This window comes from Microcoleus sp. T3_B1 (genome assembly GCF_036700445.1).
GTDB lineage: Bacteria > Cyanobacteriota > Cyanobacteriia > Cyanobacteriales > Microcoleaceae > Microcoleus.
In genome coordinates, this window is sequence record NZ_JAUBOX010000013.1 from 106,845 (window position 1) to 123,939 (window position 17,095).

Annotated in this window: 11 protein-coding genes; 5 read left to right on the forward strand and 6 right to left on the reverse strand. The window is 45.0% G+C overall.

The genetic code is table 11. The features are described 5' to 3' along the window. Nucleotides 1-160: 160 nt before the first annotated feature. Both devC and QT990_RS10010 read right to left on the reverse strand, forming a co-directional pair. Entirely contained in the window at nt 161-1,345 is a 1,185-nt protein-coding gene (devC, locus tag QT990_RS10005; protein WP_333306193.1) for an ABC transporter permease DevC, read from the reverse strand. Nucleotides 1,346-1,511: 166 nt separating this feature from the next. Further along, a complete protein-coding gene (locus QT990_RS10010; RefSeq protein WP_333465188.1) occupies nt 1,512-2,939 on the reverse strand; it encodes an HlyD family efflux transporter periplasmic adaptor subunit in 1,428 nt (475 codons plus the stop codon). A 115-nt stretch (nt 2,940-3,054) separates the two neighbouring features. On the opposite strand from QT990_RS10010, the gene QT990_RS10015 reads away from it, so the two are divergent. Continuing rightward, nucleotides 3,055-3,663 (forward strand): TetR/AcrR family transcriptional regulator, encoded by a 609-nt coding sequence (locus QT990_RS10015; RefSeq protein WP_333465189.1) that lies wholly within the window; start codon nt 3,055-3,057, stop codon nt 3,661-3,663. A gap of 88 nt (nt 3,664-3,751) precedes the next feature. Here the strand turns inward: QT990_RS10015 and QT990_RS10020 are convergent, their stop codons facing one another. From QT990_RS10020 to QT990_RS10030, 3 genes are read right to left on the reverse strand one after another with little or no spacing between them, the layout of a single operon-like run. Continuing rightward, on the reverse strand, nt 3,752-4,531 hold the full coding sequence (locus QT990_RS10020) for a hypothetical protein (protein ID WP_333306197.1): 780 nt from the start codon (nt 4,529-4,531) through the stop codon (nt 3,752-3,754). Between the two features lie 16 nt (nt 4,532-4,547). Next, nucleotides 4,548-4,700 (reverse strand): hypothetical protein, encoded by a 153-nt coding sequence (locus QT990_RS10025; RefSeq protein WP_333465190.1) that lies wholly within the window; start codon nt 4,698-4,700, stop codon nt 4,548-4,550. Nucleotides 4,701-4,710: 10 nt separating this feature from the next. Then, nucleotides 4,711-6,222, reverse strand: coding sequence for a mechanosensitive ion channel domain-containing protein (locus QT990_RS10030; RefSeq protein ID WP_333411268.1), 1,512 nt, complete (start codon nt 6,220-6,222; stop codon nt 4,711-4,713). A gap of 1,218 nt (nt 6,223-7,440) precedes the next feature. On the opposite strand from QT990_RS10030, the gene QT990_RS10035 reads away from it, so the two are divergent. After that, nucleotides 7,441-11,922, forward strand: a complete 4,482-nt coding sequence (locus QT990_RS10035; protein ID WP_333465191.1) for a PAS domain S-box protein — start codon at nt 7,441-7,443, stop codon at nt 11,920-11,922. 4 nt (nt 11,923-11,926) lie between these two features. Further along, nucleotides 11,927-13,255 carry a response regulator gene (locus QT990_RS10040; RefSeq protein ID WP_333465192.1) on the forward strand — a complete coding sequence of 443 codons (1,329 nt, stop codon included), beginning with the start codon at nt 11,927-11,929 and terminating at the stop codon, nt 13,253-13,255. A gap of 145 nt (nt 13,256-13,400) precedes the next feature. Here the strand turns inward: QT990_RS10040 and hpsU are convergent, their stop codons facing one another. Then, complete coding sequence (gene hpsU / locus QT990_RS10045; protein WP_333465193.1) at nt 13,401-14,078, reverse strand: hormogonium polysaccharide biosynthesis acetyltransferase HpsU; 678 nt, start codon at nt 14,076-14,078, stop codon at nt 13,401-13,403. Between the two features lie 55 nt (nt 14,079-14,133). On the opposite strand from hpsU, the gene QT990_RS10050 reads away from it, so the two are divergent. Continuing rightward, nucleotides 14,134-15,102: a cation diffusion facilitator family transporter gene (locus QT990_RS10050; RefSeq protein WP_333413359.1), complete on the forward strand. Its 969-nt coding sequence runs from the start codon at nt 14,134-14,136 to the stop codon at nt 15,100-15,102. A 700-nt stretch (nt 15,103-15,802) separates the two neighbouring features. Next, nucleotides 15,803-17,095, forward strand: a 1,293-nt coding sequence (locus tag QT990_RS10055; RefSeq protein ID WP_333465194.1) for a DUF4347 domain-containing protein, incomplete at its 3' end; no start/stop codon positions are given.

Here is a 17,095-nt window from a genome sequence, read left to right on the forward strand (position 1 = left end):
CGTTTGACAAGAAGCGGTTTCAACCGCCGAATCTTCTACTATCAGGTAAGGTGCGTCGCTTTGAGATTGTCGCTCTTTTTTAGGATTTAAGGGTGGCGACGCACCCTACAGCTACTGTTGCATGACTTTTGAGAATTAGTATTATCTTATTCATTTTCCCTTAAAACATATCGGCCGGGTCTGCTGCTTGCAGTTTACGAGTGGCAATTGCTCCCGAAATAGTGCACATAATCACGTTCAAAAGTAATACTATAAATGCTCTCAGCAGCGTCATATAAAGCGGTAAATTTGTAGCTTGGCGAGTTAAAGAGTAGAGTCCGAAAGAGACTCCTACTCCCGGCAAAAAACCGAGGACGGAAAGAATTAGAGCTTCTTCAAAAACGATGCCCAGTAAATAAACATTGCGGTAGCCCATCGCTTTGAAAGTAGCGTATTCTCCCATGTGGTCGCTGACATCGGTTGAGAGAACTTGATAAACAATAATCACCCCAACGACAAAACCCATCGCGACGCCTAAATTAAACACAAAGCCGATCGCAGTATTCTTAGCCCAATAGTTTTTCTCAAAATCGATAAATTCTTGTTTGGTTAGTACCTTGACATCCGGCGGCAAATATGCTTTCAAAACTTGTTGAACTTCCACGGGGTCCGCACCCGGTTGCAGTTGAATTAATCCGGCATTAACACTCGCGGCGTTTTGTCTCGCAAACAGGCGCAGGTAATTTTGATCGCTAGTCATCAAAATACCGTCGGCGGCAAAAGATGCTCCAACTGTGAATAAACCGCTGACGTTAATCCTGCGTCGCTCGACCTCAGCTTTAACGGCTTTTCCTCGATCGATTTGTGCGATCGTTTTTTGGTAATCTCCCCTAGAAGCTCGATCGAACAACACAGTATCCGGCAATTTAATCGCGCTCAAATTTTGGTTAACTTCTGGAAGCGCAAACGCGGGGTGATTCGGATTGAAACCGACCACCATCAGCGACGTTTCGCGCCGAGTTTCGGGATTTTTCCAGTTAGCAATTTTCACGTAAAGCGGCTCGGCTGATTTCACGCCCGGTACGTTCATTGCTTGATACAATCTACGTCTGGGGAAGGAAGACAAATTAATCAAATTTCGCGCTTGGGGGTGAATCAAAACTAAGTCTGTTTCCAAGCTTTGGTGCAGCCGCGTATTGCTGGTGTAAAGCGCATTTTGAAAGCCCAACTGCATGAACATCAAAACGTCAGCAAAGGCAATTCCTGCTACTGCAACCAGCATTCGCCCTTTGTCGTGACTCAGTTGCAGCCATCCGAGGGAAGTTCTGCGTCTTAACTGTTGTAATGGTTTTATGAGTCCAAGCATAGGATTTTAGATTTGGGATTTGGGATTGAAGAGATAGGGCTGATGGTTTACTCTCTTCGTACTGAAAGAATATGTGATTATTGAACCGCGAAGACGCGAAGGACACGAAGGAAGAGAGAGGAAGAAGTAGAGAGTTTTTTACCGGGGAGAAAGTAACATTTTTTACTTAATCCTTAATTTCCCCGATCGCCACTTTGACTTGCAAATTGGTGAATCCCGCTACTTTCTGGCTGGAAGCTTCATCTAAGCGCACTTTTACTTCCACAATTCGACTATCAATATTCGCAGAAGGATCGGTGTTAACAATGTTTTGCCGCTGCACTTGCAAACCAATATGTTCGACAGTTCCCCGCAATTCGCCGGTCAAAGCATCGCTAGTAATTTTGGCGGTTTGTCCGAGGCGTACTTTGTCCACATCGCTTTCGTAGATTTCGGCAACAGCCAGCATCTCGCGAGTTTGTCCGAGTTCGACAATGCCGTCGTTGCCGACTTTTTCCCCCGGATGCGTGTGAATTTTCAGGACTTGGGCGTCTCTGGGAGCACGGATGTAAGCTAGATCCAGATTGGCTTTGGCTTGTTTGGCGGCTGTTGCGGCCAAACTGACTTCGGCGGCGGCTGCTGCTATGTCAACGGGACGCACTTCGGCGATGCGATCGAGATTTGCTTTGGCTTCGTCGATTTGCTGTTGTCGAGATTGCTCAATTTGGCTGAGTTTGGCTTGGGCTTCGTTAATCTGCTGTTGGCGGGATTGTTGAATTTGATTTAGTTTGGCTTGGGCTTCGTTAATTTGTTGTTGGCGGGATTGGCGAATTTGATTCAGTTTTGCCTTTCCTTCGTTGATTTGCTGTTGGGCTGTTTCGGCGGCGAGGCTTTTGCTGTCGCTAGTTGAGGCGGAAATTGCTCCCTGTTCATACAGTTGGGAGTAGCGCTGATCCTCGCTTATGGCGTTGCGGAGTTCGGCTTGTAGACGGGCAATTGTGGCTTGTTGGGTTTGAATTTCTCCTTGTTGTTCGGCCCTGATGCGCGCAATTGTGGCTTGTTGCGCTGCCATTTCGGTGCTGCGATCGATTTCTAGACGGGCAACGATCGCCTGTTGCGCTGTGATTTCGTTGCTGCGATCGGCCATTATGCGGGCAATGGTGGCTTTCTGGGCTTGAATCTCGCCGTTTTTGGCTCCAGCTTTGACTTTTGCTAGGTTTGCCTCGGCGACGCGCACTTGTTCTTGAGCTTGGTCGAGGGCGGCCGAGAGGCGATCGCGACTGTCCAAAATTGCGATCGCCTGGCCTGTTTTCACCCTGTCTCCTTCTTTTACCAAAAGCCGATCGATCCGGTTTCCTTCGGCTGCACCGGAGGCGGAGACTTTAATTACTTCTCCTCTGGGTTCGAGTCGCCCCAAGGCTGTAACTGTGGTTAATTGGGATGCTGTGACGGCTGCTGCTGCGGCTACTGCATTGGGATCGGGTATGCGCGATCGCCAGATCGTGTAGCCTGTGGTTCCCGCTGCCCCCAGGGTTGCTACTGCTGCCACAACTAGGAGTTGTTTAACTAGGGATGGATTTGAGGATAAGCCGTCTGCTGTTGGTTGGTGTACCATGACATACCTCTTTGTGAGAAAATAAAACTAAACGGTTTAGTTACGATGCTTTTTCATACTAAACCGTTCAGTATAATAATGTCAAGCTCCCAAATAAAAATTACAGAAGCAAGGTATGGCAAGGACAAAACCGATGGAAGCAGACGCAGCAGCAAGTGACAAAACCGAGCAAATCCTGCAAGGCGCGATGCAAGAATTTTTAACCCACGGCTACGCGGGGACGAGTATGGACAAGGTAGCGAAGACGGGAGGAGTTTCCAAAGCCACGGTTTACAGCTATTTTGCCGATAAAGAAGGATTATTCGCGGCCTTGGTACAGCGGCTGGCGCGAAAAAAAGTCCATTTTACGGTTCTGGATGAAGAACCCGCCGTAGCGCTGCGATTCGTTGCCACAACTATATTGGATCAGGTGACCCAGGAACCAGAATATCTCAATTTTGTGAGGTTAGTGATTGCGGAGTCGGGGCGTTTTCCCCAGCTAGCGCAGACTTTTGTGAGAAACTTAGGTAAACCGGGGATCGAGCGGCTCACTGAATATTTGGCATCGCATCCAGAGTTAAAATTATCCGATGCGGAGGCAACGGCGCGGATTTTTATTGGATCGCTGGTATATTTCCAGTTAACGCAGCATATGATGCACGGCAAAGATATTATCCCAATGGAGCGCGATCGATTGATCGACGCTCTGCTGCATTTGATTTTATCCCCGCAGTCCAATTCCTAAGTGCGATCGACAAAATCTAGGAATTTTATTCGAGAATCATTTAAATGCCATAAAGAGCGAGATCCCTTTATGGCTGCGATCGCAGGTTCTATTCAGGTGTTTTCCCTAACCTCTCCCTCAATTCCTCCGCCGATAACTGTGGCAGTTGTTCTACAAACAATGTCAATTCTGCCACAGGCAATGCCAATAAATTAGTAACGGCTGTAGGCAGAATATCGCTCAATTCAGGCGATCGTATTTGCAAGACACTTTCAGCCAACAATTTCACTGCTGATTCCCGCCCTGCTTCATCGACTGTTAACATCGATATTGCCAGCAACAGCACTGTAAATTCCGCCGCCGCCAACTTGGATATTGGAGATAGAAAAGCCGTCATTTTTGGGCTTAATTCTCCAAATCGAACTCGCAGAAAGTTTTCTAAGATTAAGCGCTGTTGTTCTTGTCTACCTCGTTCTAGTCCTTGTTCTAGTCCCTGTTCTAGTCCTTCTTCTCTAGCTTGTTGCTGTGCTGCTTGTATTTGTTGTTGAAAAAGTGGTGCAATGGCCATAATTAACTCCCGCTCTTCTGGCTCTAATTCTTGTGGCGCATCGGTTACTAAATTTGACTGTAACCGATACAGCAATTCTAGCGCGATAATCCGCAACGGATCGTCTGTTGCTAAAGCGCTTAATTGGGAAATAGCCCTTTGCTGCACTCCCCCTTTGCCCAAAATCCTCAACCACAGAGTTTCTGGAGTTTCTGGCAACTGGTGAATCGCCACAATTGCAGTCCGCAAAGATTCCCCCAAAAAATAGATTCCCTGCATCCAATTCTCTGTGTCTGGTATCGCATTAAAGCTATCTACCAATGCTTTCGATGCTGTGGGCATCAATCGATTTTAGATTTTAGATTTTAGATTTTAGATTGAAGAAAGTGAAGTAAACATCGATTTCTCGGACTTCTGAAGTCACATCGCGGCCGATATTAACCGTTCCGAGTGGCGACAGCAATTCCTCCAGGTATTCTTTTGCAAAGAGATCGTGAATAAATCGCGTCATAGGAATTATTTCAAACACTAAATAGATTTTTTAGCCGTTTTCTCACCCATTCTACAGGATTTTCCTCCTCTTCTGCTGCCTCTACTAATTCCATTTCTCGCAATAATTGCTGTCTCTCGCTGAGTTCTTCTTTGTGTTTGACTATTTCTTTAATAATCTGTTCAGATAAATCCGGTCTTTCAGTTAAAACTTTCTGGAAACCTTCTTTATTGATGGCAAACAAAATAGTTTCTTCTAAAGCTCTCACCGAAGCTGTTCTGGGGATGCCCAACATCAAAGAAAGTTCCCCGAAAAACTGACCAGAACCGAGGTTATTCAGATGTTTGTTAATAGCTTCTACAAAAACTTCTACTGAACCTGAAAGAATCATGTAAAAAGCATCTCCGGGGTCGTTTTCGTGAAACAAATATTCTTGCGATCGCAGCCGTTTGCGGTATCCAACTTCAATCAATTGCCGCAATTCCAGATCGGTCAGATTTTCAAAGTATTCCACCTCTCTTAGCAAACCGCTAAGCGACGATGGCTTTTTGAGTTTCTCTGCAAAAATTGGCGGTTTTTGCTCATTTTCCGTGTAACTGTTCGGGAGGTCAATTGCAGTTTCTTTTTTGTTTAACATTGACAACAGAACTTCGGGGTTTTGCAAATAAATTTCTCTGTCATTGAACGGAAATTCGATTTTTTGCTGGCGGAAATTGTATTCAATTGCAAAATTCAAAGAACTTTTAATTAATTCTCTTTCAGTCGGCCTGTCCGTCCACACTAAAAGTTCAAATTTAAAACTATCATCACCAAACTCGACAAACAATACTTTCGGGTTCGGTTCGTACAAGACTCCAGCTTCTGCGTAAGCAATATTTAACAGAGTTTCTGTCACTAACAGCGGGTTACTATTCTCGGCTACTTCTACGGGAACTCGCAGACAGAGTAGGGAGTTTTCGTAACTCCAGTTAACAATTTTGTTGCTAATCATTTTGCTGTTGGGAACTATGACGCTAGAGTCCTCAGTAGTTTGTAGGATGGTCGATCGAATCGATATTTTTTTGACGATTCCCATTAATCCTTCTAATTCCACAAAGTCTCCGACTTTCACAGGTCTGTCTAAAAGCAGCGTTAAGCCACTGACAAAATTAGTTGTTAAATCTTGGATTCCGAAGCCAATTCCGACTCCCAATCCCCCCGCGACTACTGCAAAAGAAGCGAGGTTGAAACCGATGCTTTGGATGGCGACTATCACCCCCAAAGCTACTATTAAATACCCAATAATTACTGCGATGGCTTCCCTGTTTCCCTCGTCAATTCCCAGTCGGACTAGCAACCGTTCCTTAAGAAAGTTCGTAAAAGAGCGTGCTATGACAAGGATAGCCATAAACAATACAATCAGTTCCACCAGTGACTGCATGGATACAGGATTTTCACCGATTTTAAATAGGGTAGCTGTAAATATTTGCGATATCTGTGTCAATACTTCTTCTGGGATTGTATTAAATTTGAATTCCGGTTCTAAGGTTTTTGATGTTGTCATTTTTTAAGTGGGTAGTAAAGAATAAAGTCCTCAGTACCCAAGTTAAAAATAAAATACTGAAGTCTTTATCACAAATGTTAGCCTATTTTGGTAAAAAAACTGAAGTTTTTACATAGATATGTGGTTCCTCATACTACGCAGTTCTCCCTATTTCCAATTTTTCGGATACGTTGTCTTCCCAGACCTGCGGTTATTGTGCCATTTTTGCGCGAGACGAGATCCGACTCATCTATTATTAAAGTGATTGCTCTATAGCAATCATCGCATCATTTGTGAACTTCTTACTCCCTCCCCGAACCCGGGGGGAGGGTTGGGGTGGGGTAAAAAAATACGACTCCTGCAAGGATTGCTATAGTAAATTTATTCAACATTAACTCAAGGCGATTTTATGATACTCTCCACTAATTTGTTTTGGAATTCCCCTTATAAACTCAAGCAGGGATTATTCAATAACTATTTAAGTGGACAAGTCAAATCTCCAAGTATTACAATGACTTTAACTCCTAGGAGAGATATTGCTATTACTCTGCCAGTGGTGTCCGTCTTGTTTATTTCTAAGGATCGCGAATTAAATAACTTACAATTTTAATTGTTATTGTAGGATGGGCGTCCCGCCCGTCCTTTTTGGACGGGCGGGACGCCCATCCCACTTTCAAGAGTGGAAGTTATTTAATTCTCATTCCTAAGTGAAAATTTAACGGATATAGCTAAAATTGATAACGTTCCAAGAAGACTTGGCATTCTACAGACATGGGGGACAAATTATAACTTAATCACATTTGTCAATCCGTAATTTTACTGAAAATACTGCTTATTTAGGAGTGGAAAATTGGCGATTTGGGGGTGGGTGGGGATAAATATGCCGATCGCCATGATTGCTCGATCGCCCAAATCTAAGTTCTACAGCCAAAATCTGAGTAAATGCTGAGCATAATTGCTGATTGACCAATGCTTCCCTAGCTTAAGTTGTCACCAATGTTCTACCAATAGGATTGATTAGCAATAGAATTGATGAGAATGAGAAATAGAAATACTTGGCGATACATCCGAAGAATTAAGGGAAATAGTGTCGCAAGGGATACATATATCGCAGATTGAAAGCCTAATAGTCGCGCTACTGAACGTTTTCTTCATTACCCAAATTGGAGGCAACGAAAACCTTGCGATCGCACAATTGGACAGAAGTTCTAGAATAAAAGCTGAAATGCACGATCGAACATGACCAAATTACCACCAGAGAAAACCCAACCGCCACAGCAAGAAAGCGCAACAGCACAGGCATTGCGGCAGGCTCACTTCGACGCTTTTTTTGCAGGTGCGAATGCCGGAATGGTGATTTTTGACCGCCAACTCCGGTATGTCCAAATAAACGAAGTTCTGGCCCAGACTAATGGCGTTTGTGTGGCAGACCATATTGGTAGGTCAGTGCGTGAAGTGCTGCCAGAATTGGCTCCGACTGTGGAACCGATGCTGCAAGGCATTCTGGATACAGGCAAGCCGGTTCTCGACTATGAATTAGTGGGTGAAACGCCGAAAGAACCGGGCATCCTGCGCTACTGGCAAGCATCTTACTACCCTTTGTTGGATGAAAATGGCATCGTTTTTGGTCTTGGTGGGATTGTAATTGAAATTACCGATCGCAAGCGGGCCGAACAAAAGCAGGCACGACTGACGGCAATTTTGGAAGCAACTTCCGACTTAGTAGGAGTTGCGGATGCGACTGGGCATAGCGTCTATCTCAACAAAGCCGGACAGGAAATGCTGGGGATGTCACCAGAGGAAGCACGCTCTCCGTTTACTATAGATTCTGTATTAGCTCCCTCAGCAAAAGCAAAGTTCCACAACGAAATAATTCCCACCGCCTTGCGAGAGGGTAGGTGGGCTGGTGAAATCCTATTTTTGTCACGGGATGGGCAAGAAATTCCAGTCTCCCAGGTTTTGATCGTTCACAAAACGGAAGCGGGCGAAGTCGAGTTTATTTCCACTATTGTGCGGGATATTCGCGATCGCAAAAACGCAGAAGATGTCCTGAAACAAAGTGAAGAACGATTTCGTTCTTTGATCGAAGCTACCGCTCAAATTATTTGGATCGCTAATGCTGAGGGCGAATTGGCCGGCGAGCAACCTACTTTATGTGCATTTACAGGACAGACATTTGATGATTACAAGGTAGGGGGTGGGCTCAACGCTATCCATCCAGACGATCGCTCGTCTATTGCCACTGCCTGGTCAACTGCTGTTGCTAATCGATCGTTCTATGAAGTTGAATTTCGTATGCGCCGCTATGACGGGGAATATCGCTACATGAGTTGTCGTGGTGTCCCAATTCGGAATGCGGATGGTTCAATTCGGGAATGGATTGGGGCTAATACAGATATTACCGATCGCCAACAAGCTGAAGAAGCTCTGCGCGAACAGCAAGCTGCGCTGCGCGATCGCAACGTCTTGCTGAGCTCTATTTTGGAAAGTACGCCAGACATAATTGTGGTTAAAGACCGGGAAGGCCGATATGTTGCCCTTAATTCCGAGGTGGCAAAATCCTTTTACGGTAGATCCATTGAGGAAATTATCGGTAAAGATGATTCGGAACTCCTTCCCCCGGAGGCCGCCGTTGCAATAATGGCAAAAGACCGCCAGATTATGGAAGCAGCCATTACTGAAACCTACGAAGAAGAGGTTTTCAATGGAAAAGAGAATACTTCTTTTTTAACCACAAAAGCCGCTTGGCGGGACGCTCAGGGAAATATTCTCGGCCTGATTGCCATAGCACGAAACATTAACGATCGCAAACAAATGGAAGCAGAATTGCGCGATCGTAATGCACTGCTAAAGTCTATTTTGGAAAGTACACCAGACTTCATTGTCGTTAAAGATCGGGAAGGGCGTTATGTTGCCGTTAACTCCAATGTGGCCAACTTCATGGGCAAGCCAATTGAGGAAATCATCGGCAAAGATGATTGGGAATTCCTACCGCATGAGAGTGAGAGTGTCCGTGCAATTATGGCAAAAGATCGCCAAGTGATGGCAACAGGAATCGCTGAGACTTACGAGGAAGAGGTCTCTCAGGGTGAGACCACCGGGACCTTTTTCACTACCAAGACTCCTTGGCGGGATGCTAAGGGCAATATCCTCGGCATTATCGCGATATCACGAGATATTAGCGATCGCAAAAAAGTCGAGCAAACGCTCCGTCAAACCCTAGAACTACTGGACTTAGCCAGCGATGGTATCATTATTAGGGACATGGATGACCGCATCATATACTGGAACCAAGGTGCAGAAAAGCTCTATGGTTGGACAAAAGCGGAAGTAGTCGGGGAGTACATTCACACCTTCTTGAAAACAGCCTTTCCTAAACAGTTAGAAACCATAATGGCAGAGTTTTTCCAGCAGGGAAGTTGGGAAGGAGAACTGCAGCACACCACCCGCGATGGTCGGCATATTATTGTGGCAAGTCGCTGGACATTACAGCGCGACGCGGAAGGAAAGCCTTGTGCCCAACTGGAAATTAATAATGACATTAGCGATCGCAAACAAGCGGAAGATGCTATCAAACAAAGCGAAGAACGCTATCGTTCGCTAATCGCTGCTACGTCCCAACTTGTCTGGACAGCGGATGCTGAAGGAAGATGCGTGGATCAACCGGGTTGGAGAGCTTACACCGGACAAACCGAAGCCCAGATGGCTGATGGTTTTGGCTGGTTAGATGCAATTCACCCGGACGATCGCGAACGAACGACTCAGGTGTGGATGGAAGCAGTGCAAACGAAAACCCTGTATGACGTACAATATCGAATCCGGGGAGCGGATGGAAACTATCGTTATTTTCAACTTAGAGGGGTACCAATTCTGGATGAAGATGGCAGCCTCCAGGAGTGGATTGGCACTTGTACCGATATCCACGATCGCAAACAAGCGGAAGATGCTATAAAACAAAGCGAAGAACGCTATCGTTCGCTAACCCTTGCCATCTCCCAAATTGTCTGGACAACCGATCCTGAAGGAAGATGCCAGGATTCACCGAGTATGAGAGCTTACACCGGACAAACGGAAGCTGAGGTGGTTGGTTTTGGCTGGTTAGATACAATCCACCCGGACGATCGGGAACGAACTGTTCAGGTGTGGATGGAAGCAGTGCAAACGAGAAGCCTGTTTGAGATGGAATATCGAATGCGCGGAACGGATGGAAACTATCGTTATTTCCAAGCTAGAGGGGTGCCACTTCTCGATGAAGATGGCAGCATCCGGGAGTGGGTTGGCACTTGCATCGATATCCAGGATCGCAAACAAACAGAAATCGTACAGGCAAAAGCCAGGGAAGCTGCAGAAGCCGCAAGTCGCGCAAAAAGTGAATTTCTTGCCAACATGAGCCACGAATTGCGGACTCCGCTTAATGGCATCATGGGATACGCGCAGATTCTTCAGCGTTCCAAAGTGTTGAATGAAGAAGAGCGATCGCGCATTGATGTCATTTATCAGTGCGGTTCCCATTTACTGACGTTAATCAATGATATTCTCGATTTGTCGAAGATTGAAGCACAGAAAGTGGAACTAATGCCCACCGATTTTCATTTCCCGGCGTTCCTGCAAGGTGTAGCAGAGATGTGTCGCATCCGAGCTGAAATTAAGGGAATTCACTTTCATTTTCCTTCAAGCCCCGAACTGCCGATCGGCATTCATGCGGATGAAAAACGCTTGCGACAAGTGTTAATTAATCTTTTAAGCAACGCTATTAAATTTACGGATGAGGGCAGTGTTACTTTTATAGTCAGTTTTGCAACAGAAGGAAAAATTCGCTTTGAAGTACGCGATACAGGTATCGGCATTGCCCAAGAGCAACTCCAAGCTATCTTTCAGCCCTTCGAGCAGGTAGGCGATCGCAGACGGCAGACGGAGGGCACCGGGCTGGGATTGGCAATTAGCCAAAGGATTGTAGAACTAATGGGCAGTACCATTCAGGTTCAAAGTGAGATGAATGTTGGCAGTATTTTCTGGTTTGATGTTAGTCTGCCTCAAGCCGATGAATGGGTGAAAACGTCTCAAATCGACCATCACGGGCAGATTATCGGCATCAAAGACCGCCAACCTAAGATTGTGGTTATTGATGACAAATGGGCTAACCGTTCGGTAATTAACAATTTGCTCAGTCCGATCGGCTTTGAGGTGTTTGAAGCGAACGATGGGCTTGAAGGCTGGGAAAAAATTCTAGAGGTGCAGCCAGATTTAATTGTTACCGACCTATTAATGCCCGAACTCGATGGCTTCGAGGTGATTAAGCGGGTTCGAGAATCGGAAAATTTCAAAGACACCGTGATTATTGTCTCTTCTGCTAGCGTATTTGAAACCGATCAATACAGAAGTTTAGAGGCAGGAGGCAACGCCTTTATTCCAAAACCTATTCAAGCAACTGAACTCCTGCAAAACTTACAACAGTATCTTGATTTGGAATGGGTTTATGAAGCTAATGAAGAGCCACTGGCGAGATCCTCAGACACCGATGAGCTAATTGCCCCGCCTGCTACAGAAATGGAAATGCTATACGAGCTCGCTATGAAAGGAAATTTCCTAGAAATAGTTAAGCAGGCGGTATTACTTGAAGAACTAGATCCCAAATACATTCCCTTTGCTAAAAGATTGCATCAAATGGCAAAGGACTTTCAAGACGAAGAGCTTTTAACGTTTATTGAGTCCTACAAGTAAGGTTATGAATTCAGAAATTCAAGCAAATGGTACGATTCTTATAGTTGATGACAATTCAGCTAACTTGGGTGTCTTATCTGATGCCTTAAGCCAAGAAGGATTTGAAGTTCGGGTTGCAAAATCTGGCAAAATGGCACTAGAGCGAGTCAAATATGCTCTCCCCGATCTAATCTTGCTAGATGTCATGATGCCAGAAATTGATGGATTTGAAACCTGTCGTCGATTACAGGCTAATCCAGAAACTAAACAGATTCCTATTATATTTATGACTGCTCTCTCGGATACGGCTAATAAAGTTGAGGGGTTTAAGCTTGGGGCTGTAGATTATATTACCAAACCCTTCCAACAGGAGGAAGTATTAGCTCGCGTCAAGCTGCATTTAAAGCTTCATGTTCTAGCTGACACATTAGAAGAAAAAAATATCTTATTGGAGCAAAAAGTTTTAGAAGTCAGCCAAGCCTATGAAGATTTACAACAAATGCAGCTTAAGTTAATCCAAAGCGAAAAAATGTCCGGCTTAGGGCAAATGGCTGCTGGCATTGCTCATGAAATAAACAACCCTATAAACTTCATATCCGGCAATCTTGGTTATGCCCAAGAGTACGCTCATAACTTACTAAAAATTATACATCTCTATCAAGAAGATTATGTAAATCCCACCCCTCGGATTCAAGCCGTAATGGATGAAATAGAACTGGAATTTGTGGAGGAAGATTTTATCAAAGTTCTTAACTCAATCAACTTAGGAACGCAGCGCATCCAGGAGATTGTCAAGTCTATGCGAATCTTTTCTCGCCTAGATGAGGCAGAGGTGAAAGCTGTAAATATTCATGAAGGAATTGATAGTACACTCACCATCCTGCATCATCGTTTAAAAGCAAAACCAGAGCATCCTGAGATTGAACTAATAAAAAAGTACGGTCAGCTTCCACCAGTAGAATGCCATGCCGGACAATTAAATCAAGTGTTCATGAATATTATTTCCAATGCCATTGATGCTTTAGATGAATCTAATCAGCAGCGTTCTTTTGCAGAAATCAAACAACACCCGAACCGCATTCAAATTGCTACAAAAGTAATTGACGAGAATTGGGTGGCTATTTATATTAGTGACAACGGTAGGGGAGTTTGCGAAACTTTAAAACCGAAACTATTTGACCCTTTTTTTACCACCAAACCTATCGGTAAAGGAACTGGGTTGGGGTTATCTATCAGTTACCAAATTATCGTTGAAAAGCATGGGGGCAGATTATACTGCCAGCCTGGATTAGGAAAGGGAATAGAATTCGTCATTGAAATTCCTATTCGGCAGCAAGCTTGTAAAGCTGCTTAGGATCGCGAATTAAATAACTTACAATTTTAATTGTTATTGTGGGATGGGCGTCCCGCCCGTCCAAAAAGGACGGGCGGGACGCCCATCCCACAAACTTGTGGAAGTTATTTAATTCTCATTCCTTAGTTTCCCGGTGCAATGTCTATTACGAACTTTTGTTAATTTCTCGCTGACAGCGGGGACGACAAGGTGTTCCTGTGCAAATAAAGCCTGCAGGCATATTTTTAAAGACGCTGCTGCGAGCTCCAATTAACGCATTTGCACCGATTTCTACACCAGGGCCAATGAAGCAGTCGGCGGCAATCCAAACGCCGTTATTAATGATAATAGATGCTGTGATTAAGCCAAAGGCAGGGTCTTGAGGGTCATGAGTGCCGGTGCAGAGGTAGCTTTTTTGAGAAATGACGCAGTGTTTGCCGATCGCAATTCGATCGAGACTGTACAATACAACATCATCTCCGATCCAACTGTAGTCTCCGATTGCAATTTTCCAAGGATAGGTAAAACGAGCCGTGGGGCGAACGATCGCACCCCGACCTATTTTCGCTCCAAATAACCGCAGCAAGCCGCTTCTGATGCCGTTAAAAGGGTGTGGAGTGAGAGGAAATGCGATCGCCTGCACGAACCACCAAACCAAAATTAGCCAACCAGGCTTTCCTCGATCGAACTTTGATTGATCGTAGCGGCGCAAATCAACTAAAGATTCGCCTGTCAAAGTATTTGCGTGATAGTCGCTAATTGGGCGATCGTTTATTTGACAATTTGGGGAATTTGTGATCGGATTTTCCGGATCTTGGTGGGGATTTGGTATATAATCGGTCATTGATAGTTAATTTAATGTTTAATTTAAAATCGAGTTTAACCTTAAGGACTGCTGCATGACATTTCTAGTTAGGGACAATTTTGACTCAGAAAACGCCAAGGATATCGCACAATGCGAGAATACAAATCCCAGAATTGGCAAAGTGCGACTTTTACAAACAGCATTGGTACTGCTTAGCAGCTTTTTTGTAGCAGAGTTAATCGCCGCACTTAATTCTCATAGTTTGTCCCTATTAGCAGATGCGGGTCACGTTTTTTCAGATGTAGCAGCTTTAGCAATAACTTTGACAGCGACTTGGTACTCCTCAGTCAAACGCAAAAGTAAATCCGTAGATTGTACGATCGAATTGAGTTCGGGTACTATTCTTAAGAACAGGCAAGATGCCTGTTCCACAAACAGTGAATTGGCCGGTGGGGTGGGCATCCTGCCCGCCCGTAAAAAGCTAGTATTGAGATCGGGCAGTATTCTTAAGAACAGGCAAGATGCCTGTTCCACAAACAGTGAATTTGATTGTGGGGTGGGCATCCTGCCCGCCCGTGGAGAAATCATTGCTGCTTTAATTAATAGTATCAGTTTAGTGGCGATCGCCCTTTGGATTGCCGCCGAGTCGATCGGCCGTTTGCAGTCCCCAACCCCCGAAGTAGAAGGGCTGCCGATGTTAATTACCGCCATAGTCGGTTTAAGCATCAACTCGATTAATGCTTGTTGCTTGCATTCCTGCTGTCACGGCGACTTGAACCTCAAAAGCGCCTTTCTGCACGCAGTTGCAGACATTTTTTCGTCGGTTGGAGTAATTTTAGCTGCGATCGCCGTCGCGTGGCTGCACTGGAATTGGGCTGACGGTTTAATTAGCTTGCTAGTCTCTGCATCAATTATTTTATTAACTCTACCATTGCTAATCGAAAGCCTCCAATTGCTGCTAGGAAAAGTATCAGCAATATCCGCAAGTCAACAGCCTTGTGATTGCGAAAAAGTGAGCGCAGAAAAATTGCTTTTTCCATCCCTCGAAGAACTCATCAAATAACATCTCTTCATCTGCGTATATCCGCGTAGATTCCCTTAGATATGCAGTTAAAATACCTAAGTAATTAACAAGGGCGATATCTAGATTGTAAAGATAGCGTAAACCTTATTATGTCCTCATGGCAAAGATCCGACTTTTCCGACTTTAAGATCCGACTTTTCCGACTTTACAAAGGCAGGGGCCCGAAGCAATGATAGAGATAGGGAAAGTGAACCCACGATGTCTAGATTGTAAAGATATCGTAAATCTGGATGTTGTGTTGCGAAAGGTTAAATAAAAATATGTTATAAAAGATATGTCTGTGGTATGATACATTTAAGTTGCATCTAATGTTTTGGGAGCCCATTCCCCCACGAGGCCAGTGAAACCTCACTTCATATCAGGACTACCCCGCTCAGGCTCTACTTTACTGGCTGCACTACTACGACGACAAAATCCCCGGTTTTACAGCGCTATGACTTCCCCTATTGGGGGCCCAAGCCGATCGAATGTTGTCAGCCGTGAGCGAAGACAATCAGTTTTCCACGTTTATTTCCCGTGAAAAAGGCGAACGGGCTAACAATTGTACCGATCAATCGATTTGAGCAATAAGACTAATAAATTATTCAGTCCTATGCAAGAGCACTTAAGCTTTGAGGCGGGGGTTTCAACCCCGGCCAGACTTGGATGTAAACGATACATATAAAGGATTTCAGCAATTATGAACTTATCAACTATGAACAAGCAAATTATTTTCGTAGACTCCTCTGTACAAGATTATCAAAGCCTGATCCAAGGCATCGATCTCGCTCAAATTGTGATTTTAAATGAAAATTCCAGCGTGATCGACCAAATTACTAACGCCTTGGCAGATCAAAAAGATATTGAAGCAGTTCATATAGTTTCTCACGGCAGCGAAGGCAGTTTAAAACTCGGTGCTGACGTACTCAATGACAATAACCTAGAAACTTTCAGCGATCGGCTAAAACAGTGGGGAAATGCCCTGACAGCAAATGGCGATATCCTACTTTATGGCTGCGATGTAGCAGCCGGAGAAGTTGGAGAAAACTTCGTAAAGCGCCTGAGTGAAATCACAGGGGCAGATGTGGCAGCATCCACCAACAAGACCGGTAATGCAGCACTAGGGGGCGACTGGGAATTGGAAAAAACAACAGGGGCGATCGAAGCCTCCCTTGCCTTGTCCAGCGAAGCAATGGCAACCTATGCCGATGTTTTAGCCTCACCCGTTCAATTTAATCTCACATCAGTATTCGATCGCGATGTCATTATCAACTACACGGGAGGAGTCACAGACACCCTACAAGGCGAATTGGGTAACGCAGCGGGAGGGGCTAGCATAGATACCTTAATCACTCAGTCCTTTGCAACCTTGAAAGGCGGTGCTAGTGGCAATGGTTTACCCGACAACGGCTTTTTCGCAGCAAATGCCTTCCGTCCCGACGTTCAGCTAGGCTACAACAACACCAATAACGGCAACAACGCCAAAGTTCTTACAACTAACGGCACATCCTTTAACTTTGCTGTTACGCCCAACCAGTATTCACAAATCCACCTGTTCGCCACCAGTACAAATGGCAGCGCTGGGATGCAGGTGACATTTAACTATAGCGATGGCACTACTGGGACAGGCACAGCCACAGTAGTTCCCGACTGGTATGACGAAATTACCGAAACATCGTCGAGTTACTATCTAATCGACGGAATGGATCGAAGCAGTGATACAGCAGGAAACGGTTATCAGAATGCCAATGATCCGGCCCTATTCGGGTTCATGTTTAATCCTAACCCAGCCAAAACGCTGCAGAGCATTACCCTCAGTAAAACAAGCGGTACCAGCGTTGATAATTATCTGGGAGTTTTCGGAGCCACAGGTGTTTTAGCTGACATCACACCGCCCACCGTCAGCCTGACTTCGGCCGCCGCCGCCACCGTCACCGCAGCGTTTCCCGTCACCGCCACCTTCAGTGAAAGCACAACCAACTTTGTCGCCAGT